We start from the raw sequence: 17,657 nt of genomic DNA, 5'->3' as shown, positions 1-17,657 counted from the left end.
CCGGACCGGTGCGGCCCTCCCGCATGACGTAGCGCATGCCGTCGGCCGCCACCGGGCAGACCGGGACGGCCGGGGCATGCCGGACAGACAGGAAGTACAGCCATGGCCGGCAACAGTGCACGCAGGAACCGTCGCAACCCCGGATCGAAGAAGGGCGCGTCTGTCGGTACCGGCGGCCACAGCCGGAAGGCGCTCCAGGGCAAGGGCCCGACGCCGCCCGGTGCGGAGCGCAAGGGCCACCCGAAGCAGCGCGCCGCCAACGCCGCGATCAAGCGCGAGCGGGACGCCAAGGCCCGGGCCGGCATGCGCCGGGCCGGCGGCGGCGGCCGCGGTGGCCGCGGCGGCGCGGGCAGCGCCGAGCTGGTCTTCGGCCGCAACTCGGTGGTCGAGGCCCTGCAGGGCGACGTCCCGGCCAACGCGCTGTACGTCCAGCAGTTCATCGACACCGACGACCGGGTCCGCGACGCCTTCCAGGCCGCCAACGACCGCGGCATCCCGCTGATGGAGGCCCCGCGGCCCCAGCTGGACCAGATGACCGGCGGGATGAACCACCAGGGCCTGGTGCTCCAGGTGCCGCCGTACGAGTACGCGCACCCCGACGACCTGCTGGTCGACGCCGCCGACGCGGGCCAGGACGCGCTGATCATCGCGCTGGACGGCGTGACCGACTCGCGCAACCTGGGCGCCGTGGTCCGCTCGGCCGCCGCCTTCGGCGCGCACGGCGTGGTCATCCCCGAGCGCCGCGCGGCCGGCATGACCGCCGGTGCCTGGAAGACCTCCTCCGGCGCCGCGGCCCGGCTGCCCGTCGCCCGGGCCACCAACATGACCCGCACCCTGGAGGCCTACCAGAAGGCCGGTCTGATGGTGGTCGGCCTGGCCGCCGACGGCGAGGCCGAGATCGGCGACCTGGAGCTGCTGACCGGTCCGGTCGTGATCGTCGCGGGCAGCGAGGGCAAGGGCCTGTCCCGGCTGGTCTCGGAGACCTGCGACATGCGGGTCCGGATCCCGATGTCCGGCCTGACCGAGTCGCTGAACGCCGGTGTCGCGGCGGGCATCGTGCTGTACGAGGCCGCGCGACTGCGCGCCAAGCGCTGAGCACGGCCGGGTCGCGGCGCGCAGGAGATCTTCCGAATTCCCCGCAATCCGAGTGAAGGCGATCGGGCCCGACCGGGCCCGATCGCTTTTTTCATGATCACTTCAAGTGTGCGCCGGACATCCACCCGGGAGAGTGTCCTAAGCGGGCGTCACCCGGTTAGACGGGCGTGGACACCAGAACACCTCGGCGCCCCCTGTTCGGCGACGGCAGCACCGGGATAGACGCGGGCCCCGGCCTCAACACCGTCAAGGTGGAGTCGGACCCTTCGCGGCTCAGCAGCACCCAGGCGAGCTTCCGGCTCCGGCTCGGCGGCCCGGTGGCGCCGCTGATCGATGCCCCGGCCGGACTGCTGTCCACCGGTGCCGCATTCGGCGACCCGTACGCCAACCAGGGCCTGATCCGCCGTCCGCTGGTCACCCCGCAGGTCGTCGTGCCCTCCTCCGCCGTCCCGGCGCTGGCCGGGGCCGGGGCCGGCGGCGCACCGCGCCGCAAGGGCCGGGTCACCGCCGTCACCTGGACCGGCCAGGCGCCCCCCGGGGACCTCGCGGCCACCCGGCTGCTGGAGGCGGTGCGCCCCGGCGGCACCCCGGTCGGCGGCGTCCGCCTGATCGAGGCGGACACCCAGGCGCTCCCCTCCCTCGCGGGCGCCCGCACCCTCCCGCGCCAGCCCCGCGAGGGCGCCGGCACCGCCACCGACGCGGGCGTCGGCCCGGTCGGCGAGCCGCACGGCTGGACCCCGAGCGGCGAACTGCCCGAGGTCTCCGCCGTCGACGCCGCAGGCAGGCAGCCCTGGTACCCGGGCCGCCGGGTCGACCTCGGCCTGGTGCTGCTGCCGCTGCGCGCCGTCCTCGGCTCGCTCTCCGTCTACGCCGGGTTCAGCAAGCTCTGCGACCCGGTGTACTTCGACGGCGGCGAGCGCGGCTCGATGATGCGCTGGCTCTCCTCGCTGCACCCCTGGAAGGTCGCCGAACCGCTGCTGGCCTTCGCCATGGCGCACCCGGTGGGCGCCGGCCTGGTGGTGTCGTTCACCCAGATCGTGGTCGGCGTGCTGACCGTCCTCGGCCTCTGGCAGCGGCTCGCCGCCGGCGCCGCGATGGCGCTCTCCGCCGCGCTGCTGTTCACCGTCAGCTGGCGGGCCGTCCCGGTCTACGACACCCCGGACCTGATCTTCCTCGCGGCGTGGAGCCCGCTGCTGATCGCCGGGGCGCCGTTCGCCTCGCTGGACGGGCGGCTCAGCCTGGAGGCCTGGCGCCGGTACGGCGCGGACGCGCCCGGGGCGCTGCGCCGCCGGGTGCTGCGCCGCGGCACCGTGGTCACCACGGTCGTCGTCGGCCTGACCCTGCTGCTCGGCTCGATGCTCGGCGCCGCCGTCCGTACCGGCGCCCGGGCGCACCAGGCGCCGGACCGTCCGGCCACCGACTACGGCACCCCGGTCTGGCCGTCCGGCAGCCCGTCCGGCGCCCCCGGCGGCAAGGGCACGTCCACCACGCCCCAACCCGCCGCCCCGCACCCGGCCACCCCGACGCCGAGCGCGACCACCCCGGCCGCCACGCCGTCCACCAAGCCGGCCACCCCGACGCCGAGCGGCAAGGCGCACTCGGGCAAGCCGGAGGCCGGGTCGGGCTCCTCCCCGGCCGCGCCCGCCCCGTCCGGCGGCTCCGGCGGCACCGCCCCCGCCTCGCGCGGCACCCCGGGCACCGGCGGCTCGGGGCCGGCGGCCAAGTCCAGCCCGAGCTCCGGCGGGCTGCTCGGCGGGGTGCTGGGCAGCGCGCCGCTGGCCGACCTCTCCGGCGGCCGGACCTCCCACCCGGGGGTGCCGACCGCGACCTGAGGCCCTCGTGACGGCGGTCGGCCGGGTGCTCCGCGGGGAGCACCCGGCCGACGCGTGTCCGCGGGCGGCCGTACGGCTCGCGGCCCGCTGGTTACCTGGGGGACCGGCCGGCGCCGGAGGCGAGCTCCTTGGCCGCCTCGGTGAGGTCCTTGGCGGTGTCGATGGCCCGCCAGTACACGCCCTGCGGCAGCTGGTAGCCCGCCAGCCGCTTGCCGCGGGCGAGCTGGGGGAAGGTGGTGCGCTCGTGGTCGCCCACGTCTGGCAGCAACTCGGCGAACTCGGGGCTGAACACGTACAGGCCGGCGTTGATCAGGAAGGGCGAGGGCGGCGCCTCGATGAAGTCCAGCACGTTGCCGAACTGGTCGGTCTCCACCGCGCCCCAGGGGATCCGCGGCCGGGCCAGCGCGAGCGTCGCGACGGCGTCCCGCTCGTGGTGGAAGGCGGCCATCTCGCGCAGGCTGAACCGGGTCCAGATGTCGCCGTTGGTGGCGTACCAGGGCTCGTCCGGGCGGGGCAGCGCCTTGGCCGCGTACTTGAGCCCGCCGCCGCGCCCGAGCGGCTCCGCCTCGACCACCGTGCGCACCCGCAGCGGCAGGTCCGCCTTGTCCAGCCACTCCTCCAGCACGTCGGCGAGGTGCCCGCAGGAGACCACGACGTCGGTGACGCCCTCCTCGGCCAGCCAGGCCAGCTGGTGGCCGAGGATCGGCGTGCCCGTCCCGGGGATCTCGACCAGCGGCTTCGGGCGGTCGTCCGTGTAGGGGCGCAGCCGGGAGCCCTGGCCGCCGGCCAGGATGACGGCCTGGGTGACGGGCGTCGTGGTCGGCCGCGGCGGGTGGGGCTGCGGGGGCCGGGCGGACGGGAGGTCGGCGGTGGGGCCGGAGTCAGCGGTCATGCCTGAACAATAAGGCGGCGGACGGGGGCGTCCGCCGCCTCGGGGGCCTGCCTCGGCCCCCTTGCCTTCCCTTGCGTTCCCGGCCGCCTCAGCCGACGACGCCGGCCGCGAACGCGCCGTCGCAGACCGGGCGGGCGAAGGTGCGGGCCCGCTGGACGTCGCCCTGGTACTTGCGCACCGCGGCCTTGCCCAACTCGGTGGCCAGCGAGGTGCAGTACGGCGTCAGCGAGGGCTGCTCGCGCATCGAGCGCTCCAGCAGGTCCAGCGCGGCGGAGGGGTTCTTCGCCCGCAGCTCGTCCAGCAGCACCACCCGCAGCGACTCCTGCGGGGCGAGCCCGTCCGAGGCCTTGGCCACGGCGCCGGCCGCGTTGTTGGAGCGTCCGATCCCGGCGCCGTCGCCGCTGGACGCCGCCACGACCTGCTGGTCGAGCCCGGTCGGCGGGGCCCACGGGACCCTGGTCACGGCGAGGGTGCCGGTGGTCACCAGGACGACCGGCAGGGTCAGGGCGACGGTCTGGCCGATACGGCGCAACAGCTGCTTCACCCTCAGGAGAGTAGCGGTGGGTACGGGCCGGATCGCCCTCCGTTACCCCATCGAGTGACACGGTGTCCGGGTTTGTCCCCTTGCCGTGTTGACGCGGGGGCGTCCGGACGGGGTCGAAGGGGCGGGGGTACGGACGGAGCCCGCCGGACCACGAGGGTCCGACGGGCTCCGGGTGCCGCGCTGGTCGCGGCCGTCGCGCGGGGTCGCGTCAGTTGCTCAGGCGCAGGCCGGAGCTGGTGGAGAAGACGTGGGTCTCGTTGGCGATCGGCACGACGTGGACGGTCTCGCCGCGGGCCGGGATCTGGCGGCCGGGCACGCGGACGACCAGGTCGTGGTCCTCGCCGCCGATCTGGGTGGTGCCGTAGACGAAGCCGTCCGAGCCGAGCTCCTCGACCACGTTCACGGTCACCGCGACGCCCTCGATGCCGCCCGCCGGGACGATCTCGAAGTGCTCCGGGCGGACACCGACGGTCACCGTCTTGTCGGTGCCGGCGCCGGCCAGGTCCTCGCGGGAGATGTTGACGACCGAGCCGCCGAACTTCACGCCGCCGTCCACCAGCGGCACCTCGACCAGGTTCATGGCCGGCGAGCCGATGAAGCCGGCCACGAAGAGGTTCGCGGGCTTGTCGTACATGTTGCGCGGGGTGTCGACCTGCTGGAGCAGACCGTCCTTGAGCACCGCGACCCGGTCGCCCATGGTGAGCGCCTCGGTCTGGTCGTGGGTGACGTACACCGTGGTGATGCCCAGGCGGCGCTGGAGGCCGGCGATCTGGGTACGGGTCGAGACGCGGAGCTTGGCGTCCAGGTTCGACAGCGGCTCGTCCATCAGGAAGACCTGCGGCTGGCGGACGATCGCGCGGCCCATCGCGACGCGCTGGCGCTGACCGCCGGAGAGCGCCTTCGGCTTGCGGTCCAGCAGCGTGGTGAGGTCGAGGATCTTCGCGGCCTCCTCGACCTTGGTGCGGATCTCCGCCTTGTTCACGCCGGCGATCTTGAGCGCGAAGCCCATGTTGTCGGCGACGGTCATGTGCGGGTACAGCGCGTAGTTCTGGAACACCATGGCGATGTCCCGGTCCTTCGGCGGCAGGTGGGTGACGTCGCGGTCGCCGATCCGGATCGCACCGGCGTTGACGTCCTCCAGACCGGCCAGCATGCGCAGGCTGGTCGACTTGCCGCAGCCCGAGGGGCCGACCAGCACGAGGAACTCGCCGTCCGCGATCTCCAGGTCCAGCGCGTCCACCGAGGGCTTGTCCGCCCCGGGGTACACGCGGGTCGCCTTGTCGTACGTGACAGAAGCCATGGTTGTTTGTCTCCTTCACCGGCAGGAACGTGCCGGACGATCCGAGTAAAGGGGGTCTGTTCTGCTCCGCCGGCCCACCAGTGGTCTGAACCACTGCCACGAACCGGCTCCCGGCGACGCTACCTGCGCGTCCGCCGCTTGTCAGCCCCCACCCGACCCGATTTCGGCATCGGTTCCATCACGCCCACCCATCCCACCAACCCCCGGATATACCCCCATCCCGTCACCCGGGCCCGGTAGACTGCCCCCCGGTGCCGCCGTGATCCATCGCGGACGGCCACCGTGCCTCCTTAGCTCAGCTGGCCAGAGCACCGCTCTTGTAAAGCGGGGGTCGTCGGTTCGAACCCGACAGGGGGCTCGTCGTACGGAGGGCCAGTTCGCCGGGGTGATCCGGGAGAGCTGGCCCTTCGTCGTTGTTGTGGTCCTGCTCGGGCTGTGCCACGGGCGTGCCAGAAGCGTCCGGTGTGCCGGACGTCGTGGAAGTGGATGTCCGGGGAGACACCGGCCTTGGCCTTGGCGGCTCCTGGAGAACCCGGGTGCGGCGAAGCTGCCCGATCGAGGAGGGAACCACCCGCTCAGCCCGAAGTGTGCCGGCGGCGCTCGGCACTGTCGACCTTGGTCCGGACGGGACATCCGCCGAAACAGCGCCGCCGCCCGGTGTACAGCCGTAGGCTTCGCACAAACTTCGTGATCATCCTCAGGGGGGCCTGCATGAGTGACTACGTTGACCACGCCAACGCTGCCCGCGCGTACCTGGACCGGCTGCCAAAGCATGTGTCGCCCGATGCTCTCGTCGGAGCCGCGAAGATCGAGGCGTACCTCGCGTTCGCCGCCATCCTCGCGCGCCATCTTGAAGCCCCGGCCGACAGGTCCCGTCCGGCCCAGTAGCGGGGGTCGTCGGTTCGAACCCGACAGGGGGCTCCGGGCAGAACGGGAAGGGCCGGTCCGACGGGTTGTCGGGCCGGCCCTTCCGTCGTGTCCGGGGTCAGTTCGGGGGGAGGGTGAGGGTGGCGAGGGCGCCGCCGGCGGGGTGGTTGGCGAAGGTCAGGGTGGCGCCGATGACGCGGGCGTGGCCGGTGGCGATGGTGAGGCCGAGGCCGTGGCCGCGGCCGCGTTCGGGGGCGTTGGTGCGGAAGCGCTGCGGGCCGTGGCGGAGGAGGTCCTCGGGGTAGCCGGGGCCGTGGTCGCGGACGGTGATCCGCGGGCCGTCGACGTGCAGGTGGACCGGGCCGGTGCCGTGGCGGTGGGCGTTGAGGATGAGGTTGCCGAGGATGCGGTCCAGTCGGCGCAGGTCGGTGCGGACCTGCCGGTCGGCGGTGATCTCGACGGTGACGTCCAGGCCGGTGAGGGTGACGGTGCGGCGGGCCGCGCGTTCGAGGGGGACGGCGGAGAGGTCGGGGGACTCGGCGTCGGCGTCCAGGCGGGAGACCTCCAGCAGGTCCTCGACCAGGCCGCGCAGTGCCTGGACCCGGTTCTGCACGAGCTGGGTGGGGCGGCCGGGCGGCAGGAGTTCGGCGGCGGTGACGAGGCCGGTGAGCGGGGTGCGCAGTTCGTGGGCGACGTCCGCGGTGAAGCGCTGCTCGTCCTCCAGCCGGCGGTGCAGGGTGCGGGACATCAGGTCGACGGCGGCGGCGAGGTCGGCGACCTCGTCCTTGCCGTCGACGAGTTCGCCGATCCGGGTGTCCGTCCCGCCGGCCGCGATGCCGCGGGCGGCGGTGGCCGCGGTGCGCAGCCGGCGGCTGATCCGGTCGGCGACGAGCACGCCGGCCAGCACGGTGGTGAAGACCGCGGCGACGACGGTGAGCAGGATGATCCGGTCCAGGTCGGCGATGGCCTGGCGGTCCTGGGTGAAGTCCACCCGGACGGACACCACCCCGTCCGGCACCGGGCCGGCCGCCCACATCGACTCGCCGGTGCCGTCGGCGACGAGCAGCGAGCCGTGCCGGTCGCCGGCGGCGAGGGCGCGCAGCCGCTCGGGCAGCGCCGGGTCGTTCAGGACGGCGCCCCGGCCGACCGCCTTCCCGCCGCCGCGCTCGTAGTCGTTCAAGGCGGAGTCGAGGGTGGCGAGCGAGGAGGAGCGGGCCTGGTCGACGTGCTGGCGGATCATCGCCTGGTGGACCAGCAGGCCGACGGCCACCGCGACCAGGACGGCGATGGCGGCGACGGCGGCGGCGATCTGGCGGCGCAGGGTCATGCCGGGCGCCGCAGCTTGTAGCCGAAGCCGCGGACGGTCTCGATCCGGCCGGAGCCGATCTTGGCGCGCAGCCGCTGCACGTGGACGTCCACGACCCGGGTGTCGGCGCCCCACTCGTAGTCCCAGACGCGTTCGAGCAGGGTGGAGCGCTCCAGCACGATCCCGGGCGCGGCGCTGAACTCCAGCAGCAGCCGCAGTTCGGTGGGAGTGAGCGGGACGAGGCGGTCGTCCACCCGGACCTCCATGCTGTCGGTGTCCACCCGGAGGCCGTCGAAGCTGCGGACGGAGGGAAGGGTGGGCGGGGACGGCGGAGGGGACGAAGGAGCGGGCGGGGACTGCGGCGGGGCCGGCGGGGCGTCGGCCGCCGGGGCGACCGGGACGCGGCGCAGCACCGTACGGATCCGGGCGACCAGGACGGCGCTCTCGAAGGGCTTGACCACGTAGTCGTCCGCCCCGGCCTCCAGCCCGGAGACCACGTCCACCGGGTCGGTCCGGGCGGACATCATCAGGATCGGCAGCTGGCTCTCCTCCCGGATCCGGCGGCAGAGGCCGACCCCGTCGAGCAGCGGCAGCATGACGTCCAGCAGGAGCAGGTCGGGCCGGACGGCGTGGAAGGCCTCCAGGCCCTCCAGGCCGTCGGCGGCGGTGGTGACCGGGAAGCCGTAGCGCTCCAGGGCCATCCGGGTGGCCTCGCGGATCACCTCGTCGTCCTCGACCAGGAGGATGTGCGGGTGGGCGGGGGTGGCGGCGGGGGCTGCGGGGGTCATCGCTTCGCTTCCGGGAGCACGGCGGGGACGGAGGGCGCGACGGGCGCGCCGGGCACGGAGGGGGCGGAGGGCACGGAGGACGGCCGGGCGCCGCGCGGGGACGGGACGGCGGCCTCGGGGGCGGCCTGCTTCGGCGCGTACGGGGCGGGGCGGGGCGCCGGTCCGGGGTCGGGGACGGCGGTGGCCGGCCGGCCGGCGTCCGGGCCGGTGGACGGGAGCGGTATGACGCCCTCGTCCCTGCGTTCGTTCAGGGTGAGCCTCTTGCCGTCCCACGCGTAGTGGCTGGTGGTCCGGGCGTCGACGCTGGTCGGCTCGATCAGCCACAGGTCGGTGCCGATGGTCGAGGCGTTGAACGCCGGCTGGACCCGCACCCGGAGGACGGGCAGCAGCCGGTCCTCGGCGAGGGCGTAGACGTGCAGCACGGCCCGCCCGGGGGTGGTGACGACGGTGATCAGCTCGGGCTGCCCGTCGCCGGTGAGGTCGCGGAACTCCGGGGCGCGGACCTCGCAGCCGGCGCAGGAGCCGAGTGCCTGGCGCTCCTCCTGGTCGACGTCCGGGTCCTTGGCGAGGACGGTGCGGACGTCGACCGCGGTGATGTCGCGCCCGGGGACGGTCACGTCCGGTACGGGCTGCGGCGGTTCCTGGGTGGTGTCGGTCGCGGACGCGGCCGGCGGCGGGGAGGTGGGCAGGTCCGGCCAGAGCGGCTGGGACACCGCCGGCGGCCTGACGGCCCGGGCCGGGCCCTGGTCGCGCAGCTCGCCGGGGGTGGCCCGGCCGAAGGCCAGGGCGGCGAGGGCGAGGACGACGACCAGGCCGGCCAGGGCGGCCACCGGGACGGCGCCGGGACGGCGGCGGGGTGGTGGGGGTGCTGTTGCTGCCACGGTCGGTGCTCGTCCTCCTGCCGGGCCCGCGCTGTCCGCGCTGCCTGCTCTACCTGCTCTGCCTGCGTCCACGGCGACGGTCCGGATCGTCGCCTCCCGTCGCCGCCCCGGTGGTAGGTCGTGCGGGCGGTGGCCGGCGGTTCCCCGACGGCGGTTCGTGCACCGTCAGGCCAGGTCCGCCAGCACGATGATGTTGTCCGTCCAGTGGCCGTCCGAGCCGATCCGGCCACCGCAGGTGATCAGCCGGAGCGCGGGCGCGGGCGTGTCGCCGTACACCTGCTCGGTCGGGAAGCGGTCCTTGGCGGCCTGGAGCAGCTCGCGGACCTTGAAGTCCACGGTGCCGCCGTCCGCGCGCCGGATCCGGATGAGGTCGCCGGGGCGCAGTTTCGGCAGCTGCTTGAAGACCGCCGGGCCGTGCACGGTGTCGTAGTGCCCGATGAGCACGGCGGGGCCGGCTTCGCCGGGGGTGGGGCCGTTGCGGTACCAGCCGACCTCCTCGCCCCGGTCGGCCGGCGGCACCTCGACGGTGCCGTCGGGGTTGAGGCCGAGGTCGGTCACCGGTGCGTCCACTCCGACGGAGGGCACCAGCAGGCGGGTCGGCGGCGAGGAGGCGTACGGCTTCGGGGCGGTGGGCGCGGTGCCGGTCGTGGCCGGGGCGCCCGGGGTGCCCGGGGCCGCCGCCGGGGTGTCGGAGCCGGTGCCGTGCCCGGAGGTCTCGACCCGCACCACCGGGGTCTCCCGGCCGGACAGCGCGAGCGAGGTGCCGAGCACCAGGCAGAGCAGGCCCGCGGTGCCGAAGGCGGTACGGCGCAGCGGGCCGGGGCCGGGCCGGGCGGCGCGTCGGCGCCCCCGCCGGTGGCCCGGGGCGCGTCGGTGGCTGTCGGTCCCCGCCACCGGGGCGGCCCCGGCGCCGCTTCCCCGACTGGCCGGGTACGGGGAAGCGGCGCCGGGGTGCCCGGCGGACTCGGGACCGGTGTCAGCCGCGCGCACCGGAGCGGCGGCGCAGGAGGGCGAAGCCCAGGCCCGCGGCGCCGACGGCCGCGACGGTGCCGCCACCGGCGAGCATCAGGCCGGAACCGTCGGAGGCGGTGGAGCCGTCACCGGCCTGCGCGGCGCCCTTGGGCACCTCGCGGACCTGCGGCTGGGCGCCGCCGGGGGCGGCCGGGGCCGGGGCGGCGCCCTTCGGGGCGGCCACGGCCGGCGAGGCCTCGGCCTTCGGGGCGGCGGAGGGCGCGGCGGGCGCGGGCGGGGCGGTCCGCACCGCGGCGTCGCCGGCCGGGGCGGCGGAGGGCGCGGCCGGCTTCGGTGCGCTGTCGGCCCAGGCCTGCCCGCCGGTGACGGTGGCCAGCAGCGCGGCGCCGGTCAGGGCGCAGGCGGCCAGGACGCGGCGGGCGGGGGAGTGGTGGGTACGGCTCCTGCTCATACGGGGTGTCTCCATCGTGCGTCGGTCGGTGGGTGGTGGCCGCCGGTCCGCGGTGCGGTCCGCGGTGCGGTTTCGCGGGCCCCGGCGGGCCGGTGTCGCGGGACGTCCGTCGTCGGCGCCGGACGCGTACGTCCTCGTCGCGGACGCCCTCCGGCCGCTTCACCCGGTTCGACGGGTTCGGCCGGTGGCGTCGGGGATGACGCTAGGAGGGCCGTGTCGCGGTCCTCGGCCGGTCGTGTCACGGCCGCCCATCGGCTGCGTAACGGTGCGGACGGGGCCTCCGGAAAGCCCGACGCTGCCTCCACCCCTGTCCTGCTCTAACGCCCTGCCCTACCGTCCCGCCCTACCGCCCCGACCGCAGGCGGCGGAGCGTCCAGCCCGGGCCGAGCGGCCGGGTGTGGGCGGTGAAGAGTTCGGCGGCGCGGCGGTAGGAGAGGCGGGCGTGGCCGGTGTACGGGCAGCGGTCGCGGTCGGGGGTGCCGGCGGGGGCGCGGCGGTCGGTGAGGAAGAGCGGGCCGGTGGCGCGGCCGGCGACCAGGAGGGGGAGCAGCCGGGCGGTGCCGGACTGCCAGTGCACCGGGGTGCCGGGCGGGCGGGTGCGGCGGCGGGGCGGGTCGAGGTGGTCGGTGTCCAGGGCGAGGACGGTCGCGATCGCGGCGCCGGACTCGTGCAGCAGGTGCCAGAGCGCCTGCTCGCGCAGCGGCGCGCGGAGGGTGAACAGGGCGCGCAGTTCCTCGGGGCTCAACGGGCCGGTGGCTGTGGCGGGTTCGGGCAGTGGGCGGGGGAGCAGGCCGGTGGTCGGGTCGCCGTCGAGCCAGCCGCGGGCCCGCCACCAGGCCACGGCCGCGCGCAGGGTGGAGAGCTCCCGGTTGAGGGTGCGCGGGTCGGTGTCGGCGCCGCGCCGGGCGGCCGCGGCGCGGAGCCGCTCGGCGGCGTCGGGGTGGTCGAGCAGGGCGAGCGGCAGGACGGGCGGCCGGGCCCGTCGCCGTTCGGGGCCGGTGGGGGCGGGCCGGTCGGCGAGTGCCCAGGCCCAGGTGTCCAGTGCGATCCGGTAGATCCGCCGGGAGCCGTCGGCGAGCCCGGAGGCGGCCAGGTAGCGCTCGACGGCGACGGCGTATTCGACCGGTGGGAGTGCTGTCGCGGTTCCTGTCACGATCGCCTTCTTCCGAAATCCAAGTGCCGCAGTAAATCACTGTTCCGGGACATCTGAACCATAGTCGCTGGGCGCAGTAAACGGCAGGTGGAGAGCCATAGAGGTGTGAATTTACTGCGGTAGATCGAATCCTCATAGAATTGATTCCCAAAGGCTCAACTTTTTTCCCGCAATCCCTTGAATCCACCCTCCGTCGACGCGCAGACTTTCTGCACATGGCAGTGCAGACCGAACGGATCCCGGCCCGCCGAAGGCGCCCGGGAGACCGGCTCGCCGTGTTCGGCGAGCGCGAGTTCACGTGGTTCTTCCTGGGGTACACGACCTCCCTGATCGGCTCCTCGATGGCGCCGGTCGCGGTCGCCTTCGCGGTGCTCGACGGCGGTGGTGGTGGAAGCGGCAACGGCGGAGGGGGCACCGCCCTGGGGTGGGTGATGGCGGCCCGGATCCTCCCCGTGGTGCTGGTGCTGCTGGCCGGCGGGGCGATCGCGGACCGGCTCGGCAGCCGCCGGGTGATGCTGGGCTCGGACCTGTTGCGCGGCGTGGTCCAGGCGCTGTTCGCCGGGCTGCTGGCGGCCGGGCACGTCCCGGTCTGGGCGATGGTCGCGCTGGTGGCGGTCTGGGGGGTCGGCGAGGGGCTGTTCATGCCGGCCTTCGGCGCGATCGTGCCCGACCTGGTGCGCCGTACGGGACTGGTGGCGGACGCCAACGCCCTGCTGGGGCTGGCCCGTTCGGTGTCCACCGTGGTCGGCCCCGCCACCGCCGGCCTGGTCACCGCCGCCTGGGGCCCGGCGACGGTGCTGCTGGCCGACGCGGTGACGTACGGTGTCGGCGCCTTCGCGCTGGCCAGGCTGCGGCTGCCGGTGCGGGCGGCGACCGGCGAGGGGTCGATGGTCCGGGACCTGCGGGCCGGCTGGTCGGAGTTCGCCTCCCGCCCGTGGCTGTGGGTCACCACCGTGCAGATGGGCCTGTTCAACCTGCTGGTCTGGGCCCCCTTCCTGGTGCTCGGCCCGCTGCTCGCGCAGCGGGACCTCGGCGGTGCCCGCGCCTGGGGCCTGGTGATGGGCGTCTACGGCGCCGGCGCGGTGCTGGGCGGCCTGCTGGTGCTCGGCCGGTCGCCCGCCCGCCCGCTCGCGGTGGCGTCCCTGGCGGCGCTGGCCTGGGCGCTGCCCTCCGCAGCGCTCGCGGCCGGGGCGGGGCTGCCCTGGGTGGCCGCCGGCGCGCTGGTGGCCGGGGTCGGCTCGGCGGTCTGCGGGACGCTCTACAGCACCACCACCCAGAAGTGGGTGCCGGTGGAACTGCTCGGCCGGGTGACGGCCTTCGGCGTGCTGGGCTCCTTCGCCCTCGGCCCGCTCGGGCTGGCGGCGGCCGGTCCGCTGGCGGGCCGGTTCGGCGCGGACACCGTGCTGCTGATCGGAGCGGTCTGGCAACTGACGGCCGGGGCCGTAGTGTTGGCCGTACCGGCGGTACGTGACCGTCGCTGGGAGGAGGGCCCGGACAGCTGACCAACCCCTCGGACGGCTCCGGGGCGCACCCCCGGCCCACCGCGCACCGCGCCCGGCCGGCCCCGGAGCGCAACCGGCTGCCCCACCCGCGCACGTACGCCTCCGCGGCGGGCGGGGCGGCCGACCCGGTCGTACGGTGGAGGACGGGGGTGACGGAGGAGGTCGATCATGCCCGGCTCGCTCACCATCAGCCATCACGGGTCCGCGGTCACCCTGGACCACGCGGACGCGGAGCGGCTCGCCACCGTACTGGCGGACCTGGCGTACCTGCTGGAGATCCCGGGGCCGAACCGGATCAACGACGAACAGCTCGCCGTGCTGTGCGAGGGCCGTGCCCCGGACCGCGCCGAGCTGGTGCACTGGTGCGCGTCGAACGCGCGCGGACTGAAGGGGCAGTTCTGACCGGAGCCGCCCGGGCCCGGGCCGCGGACCGTCCGCACCCGGGCCGCCCGCCGGAGCCCTCGGCCCGTTCGCCGGAGCCCGTTGTCCGCCCGCCCGAGCCCGCTGCCGGCCCGCCCGAGCCCGTGGATCGCGCGCCGTGGCCTGTCGGCCGCCCGCCGTACGATGGCGCGCGGGGCGGGGACGCCCCCCGGACGCCGGGGTGGCCGGCGGCCGGTCCGGCGGAGGGTGGGGGCCCGAACGTGCCGCAGTCCTGGTCGATGTCCTGGCTGACCGTGCCCACGCCGCTGCCCAGCGGGCCGATGCACATCGCGGTGACCCCGCTCGGTGTGGTGTCGGCCGGCTACCGGGGGCCGCGCGAGGGCGAGGCGCCGCCGTGCACCGACGAGTCGAAGATCGCCGCCGTCACCGAGCGGATCGGCGCCTACCTGGCGGGCCGCACCCGCGACCTGGGCCTGCCGATCGACTGGAGCCTGAGCTCCGGCCCGCACCGCGCGGTGCTGCAGGCGCTCTGGCGCGAGGTGCCGTACGGCCGGACCATCACCTACGGCGAACTGGCCGCCCGCAGCGGGGTGTTCGAGGACGTGACGGAGCCCGGCCTGGCCGCCCGCACGGTCGGGCAGATGATGGCCGCCAACCCCGTCCCCCTGCTGGTGCCCTGCCACCGGGTGGTGGCGGCGGACGGGATCGGCGGCTTCGGCGGCGGCCGGGTCGGGATCGAGGTGAAGCGCTGGCTGCTCACGCTGGAGGGCGTGCTGGAGCCGACCCTCGACTGGAACGGCCCGCTCTAGGGGCTCGGCCGCTCACCGGTGCAGCGCCCGGACCAGTGACACCCGTCCCGGCGCCCGGCGCTGCAGCACCGGCCGGATGCCGGACACCAGCGTGTACTCGATGCCGCGCACGTCCGGTTCCGCCCCCGGGTACTCCGGCCGCTCCCCGAGCGCCAGCCGCACCGCGTCCCACGGCAGGTTGAGGCCGCACAGCCGCAGCTGGTGGAGCCCGGCGGCGGGGCGGGTGTTGACGTCGATGACCACCGGCCGGCCGTCGAAGCGGCGGAACTGCACGTTGGACAGGTACGCCATGCCGGTCGCGCGGACCAGCCGCCGGACCGGGTCCAGGTAGCACTCCTCGGTGGTGAAGCCGCGGCGGCGGCCCTCCTTGGTGCGCCCGACCGCGGTGAGCGGGCCGCCGTCCCGGTCGGCGAGGCAGTCCACCGAGACCTCCGGTCCGTCCAGGTAGGGCATCACCAGCAGGTCCACCGGCTCGCCGTCCGGGCCGCCCTCGGCCAGTGCCGCGGCCACCTGATCGACCTGCACCCGGTGGTCCCAGCCGGTCAGCCGCCGCGCTCCGTACGGTTCCCGGGTGAGCACCCGGAAGCCGGCGCCGCCCGCACCGGCGGTGGGTTTGAGGCAGGCGGTGTGCCCGGCGTCCTCGATCCGCTCGACGGCGTCCCACAGCTCGCCGGGGGTGCGCACCCGCCACCAGGGCGGGGTGGGCAGGCCGGCCCCGGCGATCACCGCGTAGCCGTCGGCCTTGCTGGTGAAGGCCGCTATCGCGGTGGCCGGCGGGCAGAGCAGCGCGGTGCCGATCGCCTCGAACTCCGGCCGGGCGAGGGCGATGGCGAGCTGGTGCAGCTGCGGGACGAAGACGTCGACGGCGTGCCGGGCGCAGTAGTCCAGCGCGTAGCCGACGTAGCCGTCCGCCGGCAGGTCGGCCGGCTCGGCGCTGCCGTGGTCGGCGGCGGCGAGCACGGGGGAGTCCGGGTCGCCGTGGGTCGCGTGGACCACCACCGGGCGCGGGGCGGCGCGCAGTTGTTCGATGAAGAAGACGTTCTCGGCGTAGGTGCGGTTCAGCCAGACACGTACGGGTGCACTCATGTGACCCTCTCGGGAAGAGAATTGACGAAGGGTCAGGGCACCCTAGCGGCCTGTTCGAACGGTCCGGACGGCGGGGGCGCCGCCTGTGGATCGTGGCGCGGGGTGGCGCGGTTCGGGGCGCGGATGGGGGAGGATGGGGCGCCGCGCTCCGAGTTGTTCGAATGGACGGTCGAACAGATATCGATCGGGTGATCTATTCGTACTATTTGTTTAGGCATTCCGAACCACTCGAACGAGTGATTGCGGGGCACCCTCGGCAGGGCCCACCATGAAGCTGCAACACGCATGTGCAAGGCGACACTTCATCGGGATATGCGAAGGGCTCCCCCATGTCGACCGAAACCAATGCCGGAATTCCCGCGCCCAGTGCGCAGTCGGAGATCCGGCAGCAGCAGAGTCTGAGCACGGCCGGCGCGCGGAACCTCGCGACGACCACCAAGTCCGCGCCCCAGATGCAGGGCATCAGCCCGCGCTGGCTGCTCAGGAAGCTGCCCTGGGTGCAGGTGTCCGGCGGCACCTACCGGGTGAACCGCCGCCTGCGCCACTCGGTCGGCCGCGGCCGGGTGGGTTTCGTCAAGACCGGTGCCGAGGTGCGGATCGTCGCGCCCACGCTGGCCGAGGTGCCGGTGCTGCGCGGGTTCCAGGACGAGGCCGTGCTGGAGGAGCTGGCCTCGCGCTTCGTGCAGCGGGAGTTCGCCCCGGGCGACGTGCTGGTCCAGGCCGGCGCCCCGATCACCGAGGTGTTCCTGATCGCGCACGGCAAGCTCGACCGGCTGGGCACCGGCAAGTACGGCGAGGAGACGGTCGTCGGCACCCTCGCCGACGGCGACCACCTCGGCGACGAGGCGGTCCGGCAGGACGGCGGCGCCTGGCCGTACACCGTCCGCGCCGCGACGGCCGGCACCGTGATGACGCTGTCCTGGCCCGCCTTCCAGGAGCTGCACGACCGCTCCGAGGCGCTCCAGCTCCAGATCATCGAATACCTGAACGGCTTCCAGCAGGCGCAGAACAAGCACGGCGAGGCCGCGATCGACCTCTCCGCCGGCCACCAGGGCGAGTACGAGCTGCCCGGCGCCTTCGTGGACTACGAGCTCAAGCCGCGCGAGTACGAGCTCAGCGTCGCGCAGACCATCCTCAAGGTGCACAGCCGGGTCGCCGACCTCTACAACCAGCCGATGAACCAGACCGAGCACCAGCTGCGGCTGACCATCGAGGCCCTGCGCGAGCGCCAGGAGCACGAGCTCGTCAACAACCCCGACTTCGGGCTGCTCGGCAACGCCGCGTACGACCAGCGCTTCCAGACCCACTCCGGCCCGCCCACCCCGGACGACATGGACGAGCTGCTCAGCCGCCGCCGCGGCACCAAGCTGTTCCTGGCCCACCCCCGGGCCATCGCCGCCTTCGGCCGGGAGCTCAACAAGCGCGGCCTCTACCCGGACACGGTCGAGGTCGACGGCAAGCAGATCCAGTCCTGGCGCGGCGTCCCGGTCTTCCCGTGCAACAAGATCCCGATCGTCGGGAGCACCAGCTCGATCCTCGCGATGCGCATCGGCGAGGACAACCAGGGCGTCATCGGCCTCCACCAGACCGGAATTCCGGACGAATACCAGCCGAGCCTTTCGGTGCGGTTCATGGGAATCGACGACAAGGCCATCATTTCCTACCTGGTGAGCGCCTACTACTCCGCCGCGATCCTGGTGCCGGACGCGGTCGGCGTCCTGGAGAACGTGGACATCGCGCAGTACTGACGGTTCGCACGGCGGCGCGGCGCCGCGCCGCCGCGGGCGGGTATACACAT

The 17,657-nt window shown here is 74.7% G+C and carries 17 protein-coding genes and 1 tRNA gene; 8 read left to right on the top strand and 10 right to left on the bottom strand.

What is annotated here, in order from left to right; translation table 11 throughout:
• Positions 1-102: 102 nt before the first annotated feature.
• On the top strand, positions 103-1,095 hold the full coding sequence (rlmB, locus tag ACFCY1_RS29580; protein ID WP_049657177.1) for a 23S rRNA (guanosine(2251)-2'-O)-methyltransferase RlmB: 993 nt from the start codon (positions 103-105) through the stop codon (positions 1,093-1,095).
• A gap of 167 nt (positions 1,096-1,262) precedes the next feature.
• Positions 1,263-2,927, top strand: a complete 1,665-nt coding sequence (locus ACFCY1_RS29575) for a DoxX family membrane protein (protein WP_375876596.1) — start codon at positions 1,263-1,265, stop codon at positions 2,925-2,927.
• A gap of 91 nt (positions 2,928-3,018) precedes the next feature.
• On the opposite strand, the gene ACFCY1_RS29570 is transcribed toward ACFCY1_RS29575, so the two are convergent.
• The 3 genes from ACFCY1_RS29570 to ACFCY1_RS29560 form a co-directional block, all read right to left on the bottom strand.
• Positions 3,019-3,819, bottom strand: a complete 801-nt coding sequence (locus ACFCY1_RS29570; RefSeq protein ID WP_107086556.1) for a nucleotidyltransferase family protein — start codon at positions 3,817-3,819, stop codon at positions 3,019-3,021.
• An 88-nt stretch (positions 3,820-3,907) separates the two neighbouring features.
• Positions 3,908-4,363, bottom strand: a complete 456-nt coding sequence (locus ACFCY1_RS29565) for a hypothetical protein (protein ID WP_049656385.1) — start codon at positions 4,361-4,363, stop codon at positions 3,908-3,910.
• A 208-nt stretch (positions 4,364-4,571) separates the two neighbouring features.
• Positions 4,572-5,663, bottom strand: coding sequence for an ABC transporter ATP-binding protein (locus ACFCY1_RS29560; protein ID WP_049656383.1), 1,092 nt, complete (start codon positions 5,661-5,663; stop codon positions 4,572-4,574).
• A 284-nt stretch (positions 5,664-5,947) separates the two neighbouring features.
• Here ACFCY1_RS29560 and ACFCY1_RS29555 point away from each other — a divergent pair.
• Together ACFCY1_RS29555 and ACFCY1_RS29550 are read left to right on the top strand one after the other, a co-directional pair.
• Positions 5,948-6,021 (top strand) — tRNA-Thr (locus ACFCY1_RS29555).
• A 353-nt stretch (positions 6,022-6,374) separates the two neighbouring features.
• A complete protein-coding gene (locus ACFCY1_RS29550; protein WP_158077680.1) occupies positions 6,375-6,551 on the top strand; it encodes a hypothetical protein in 177 nt (58 codons plus the stop codon).
• A 97-nt stretch (positions 6,552-6,648) separates the two neighbouring features.
• Here the strand turns inward: ACFCY1_RS29550 and ACFCY1_RS29545 are convergent, their stop codons facing one another.
• The 6 genes from ACFCY1_RS29545 to ACFCY1_RS29520 form a co-directional block, all read right to left on the bottom strand.
• Entirely contained in the window at positions 6,649-7,857 is a 1,209-nt protein-coding gene (locus ACFCY1_RS29545) for a sensor histidine kinase (protein WP_375876595.1), read from the bottom strand.
• Positions 7,854-8,624 carry a two-component system response regulator CseB gene (cseB, locus tag ACFCY1_RS29540; RefSeq protein ID WP_375876594.1) on the bottom strand — a complete coding sequence of 257 codons (771 nt, stop codon included), beginning with the start codon at positions 8,622-8,624 and terminating at the stop codon, positions 7,854-7,856. The genes ACFCY1_RS29545 and cseB overlap by 4 nt, the downstream gene beginning before the upstream one ends.
• The gene (locus ACFCY1_RS29535; protein ID WP_159028573.1) at positions 8,621-9,505 is read right to left on the bottom strand and encodes a hypothetical protein; all 885 of its coding nucleotides are present in this window, start codon (positions 9,503-9,505) and stop codon (positions 8,621-8,623) included. Before ACFCY1_RS29535 ends, cseB begins: the two co-directional genes overlap by 4 nt.
• Positions 9,506-9,670: 165 nt before the next feature.
• Complete coding sequence (locus tag ACFCY1_RS29530) at positions 9,671-10,399, bottom strand: class F sortase (protein ID WP_375876593.1); 729 nt, start codon at positions 10,397-10,399, stop codon at positions 9,671-9,673.
• 82 nt (positions 10,400-10,481) lie between these two features.
• Positions 10,482-10,928, bottom strand: a complete 447-nt coding sequence (locus ACFCY1_RS29525) for a hypothetical protein (RefSeq protein ID WP_375876592.1) — start codon at positions 10,926-10,928, stop codon at positions 10,482-10,484.
• 343 nt (positions 10,929-11,271) lie between these two features.
• A complete protein-coding gene (locus ACFCY1_RS29520) occupies positions 11,272-12,081 on the bottom strand; it encodes a hypothetical protein (RefSeq protein ID WP_375876591.1) in 810 nt (269 codons plus the stop codon).
• A 215-nt stretch (positions 12,082-12,296) separates the two neighbouring features.
• Between ACFCY1_RS29520 and ACFCY1_RS29515 the strand changes: the two genes are divergently transcribed.
• The 3 genes from ACFCY1_RS29515 (at position 12,297) to ACFCY1_RS29505 (ending at position 14,773) form a co-directional block, all read left to right on the top strand.
• Positions 12,297-13,583, top strand: coding sequence for an MFS transporter (locus tag ACFCY1_RS29515; protein WP_375876590.1), 1,287 nt, complete (start codon positions 12,297-12,299; stop codon positions 13,581-13,583).
• A gap of 168 nt (positions 13,584-13,751) precedes the next feature.
• On the top strand, positions 13,752-13,985 hold the full coding sequence (locus ACFCY1_RS29510; RefSeq protein ID WP_049661653.1) for a hypothetical protein: 234 nt from the start codon (positions 13,752-13,754) through the stop codon (positions 13,983-13,985).
• A 239-nt stretch (positions 13,986-14,224) separates the two neighbouring features.
• On the top strand, positions 14,225-14,773 hold the full coding sequence (locus tag ACFCY1_RS29505) for a methylated-DNA--[protein]-cysteine S-methyltransferase (RefSeq protein WP_304414273.1): 549 nt from the start codon (positions 14,225-14,227) through the stop codon (positions 14,771-14,773).
• Between the two features lie 12 nt (positions 14,774-14,785).
• On the opposite strand, the gene ACFCY1_RS29500 is transcribed toward ACFCY1_RS29505, so the two are convergent.
• Positions 14,786-15,859, bottom strand: coding sequence for an ATP-grasp domain-containing protein (locus ACFCY1_RS29500; RefSeq protein WP_117488360.1), 1,074 nt, complete (start codon positions 15,857-15,859; stop codon positions 14,786-14,788).
• 329 nt (positions 15,860-16,188) lie between these two features.
• Here ACFCY1_RS29500 and ACFCY1_RS29495 point away from each other — a divergent pair, with 329 nt between their 5' ends.
• Positions 16,189-17,607, top strand: a complete 1,419-nt coding sequence (locus ACFCY1_RS29495) for a family 2B encapsulin nanocompartment shell protein (RefSeq protein WP_074001715.1) — start codon at positions 16,189-16,191, stop codon at positions 17,605-17,607.
• Positions 17,608-17,657 lie beyond the last annotated feature (50 nt).

The organism is Kitasatospora sp. NPDC056273 (assembly GCF_042268845.1).
Taxonomy (GTDB): Bacteria; Actinomycetota; Actinomycetes; order Streptomycetales; family Streptomycetaceae; genus Kitasatospora.
This window is presented reverse-complemented; position numbering and strand designations above follow the sequence as displayed.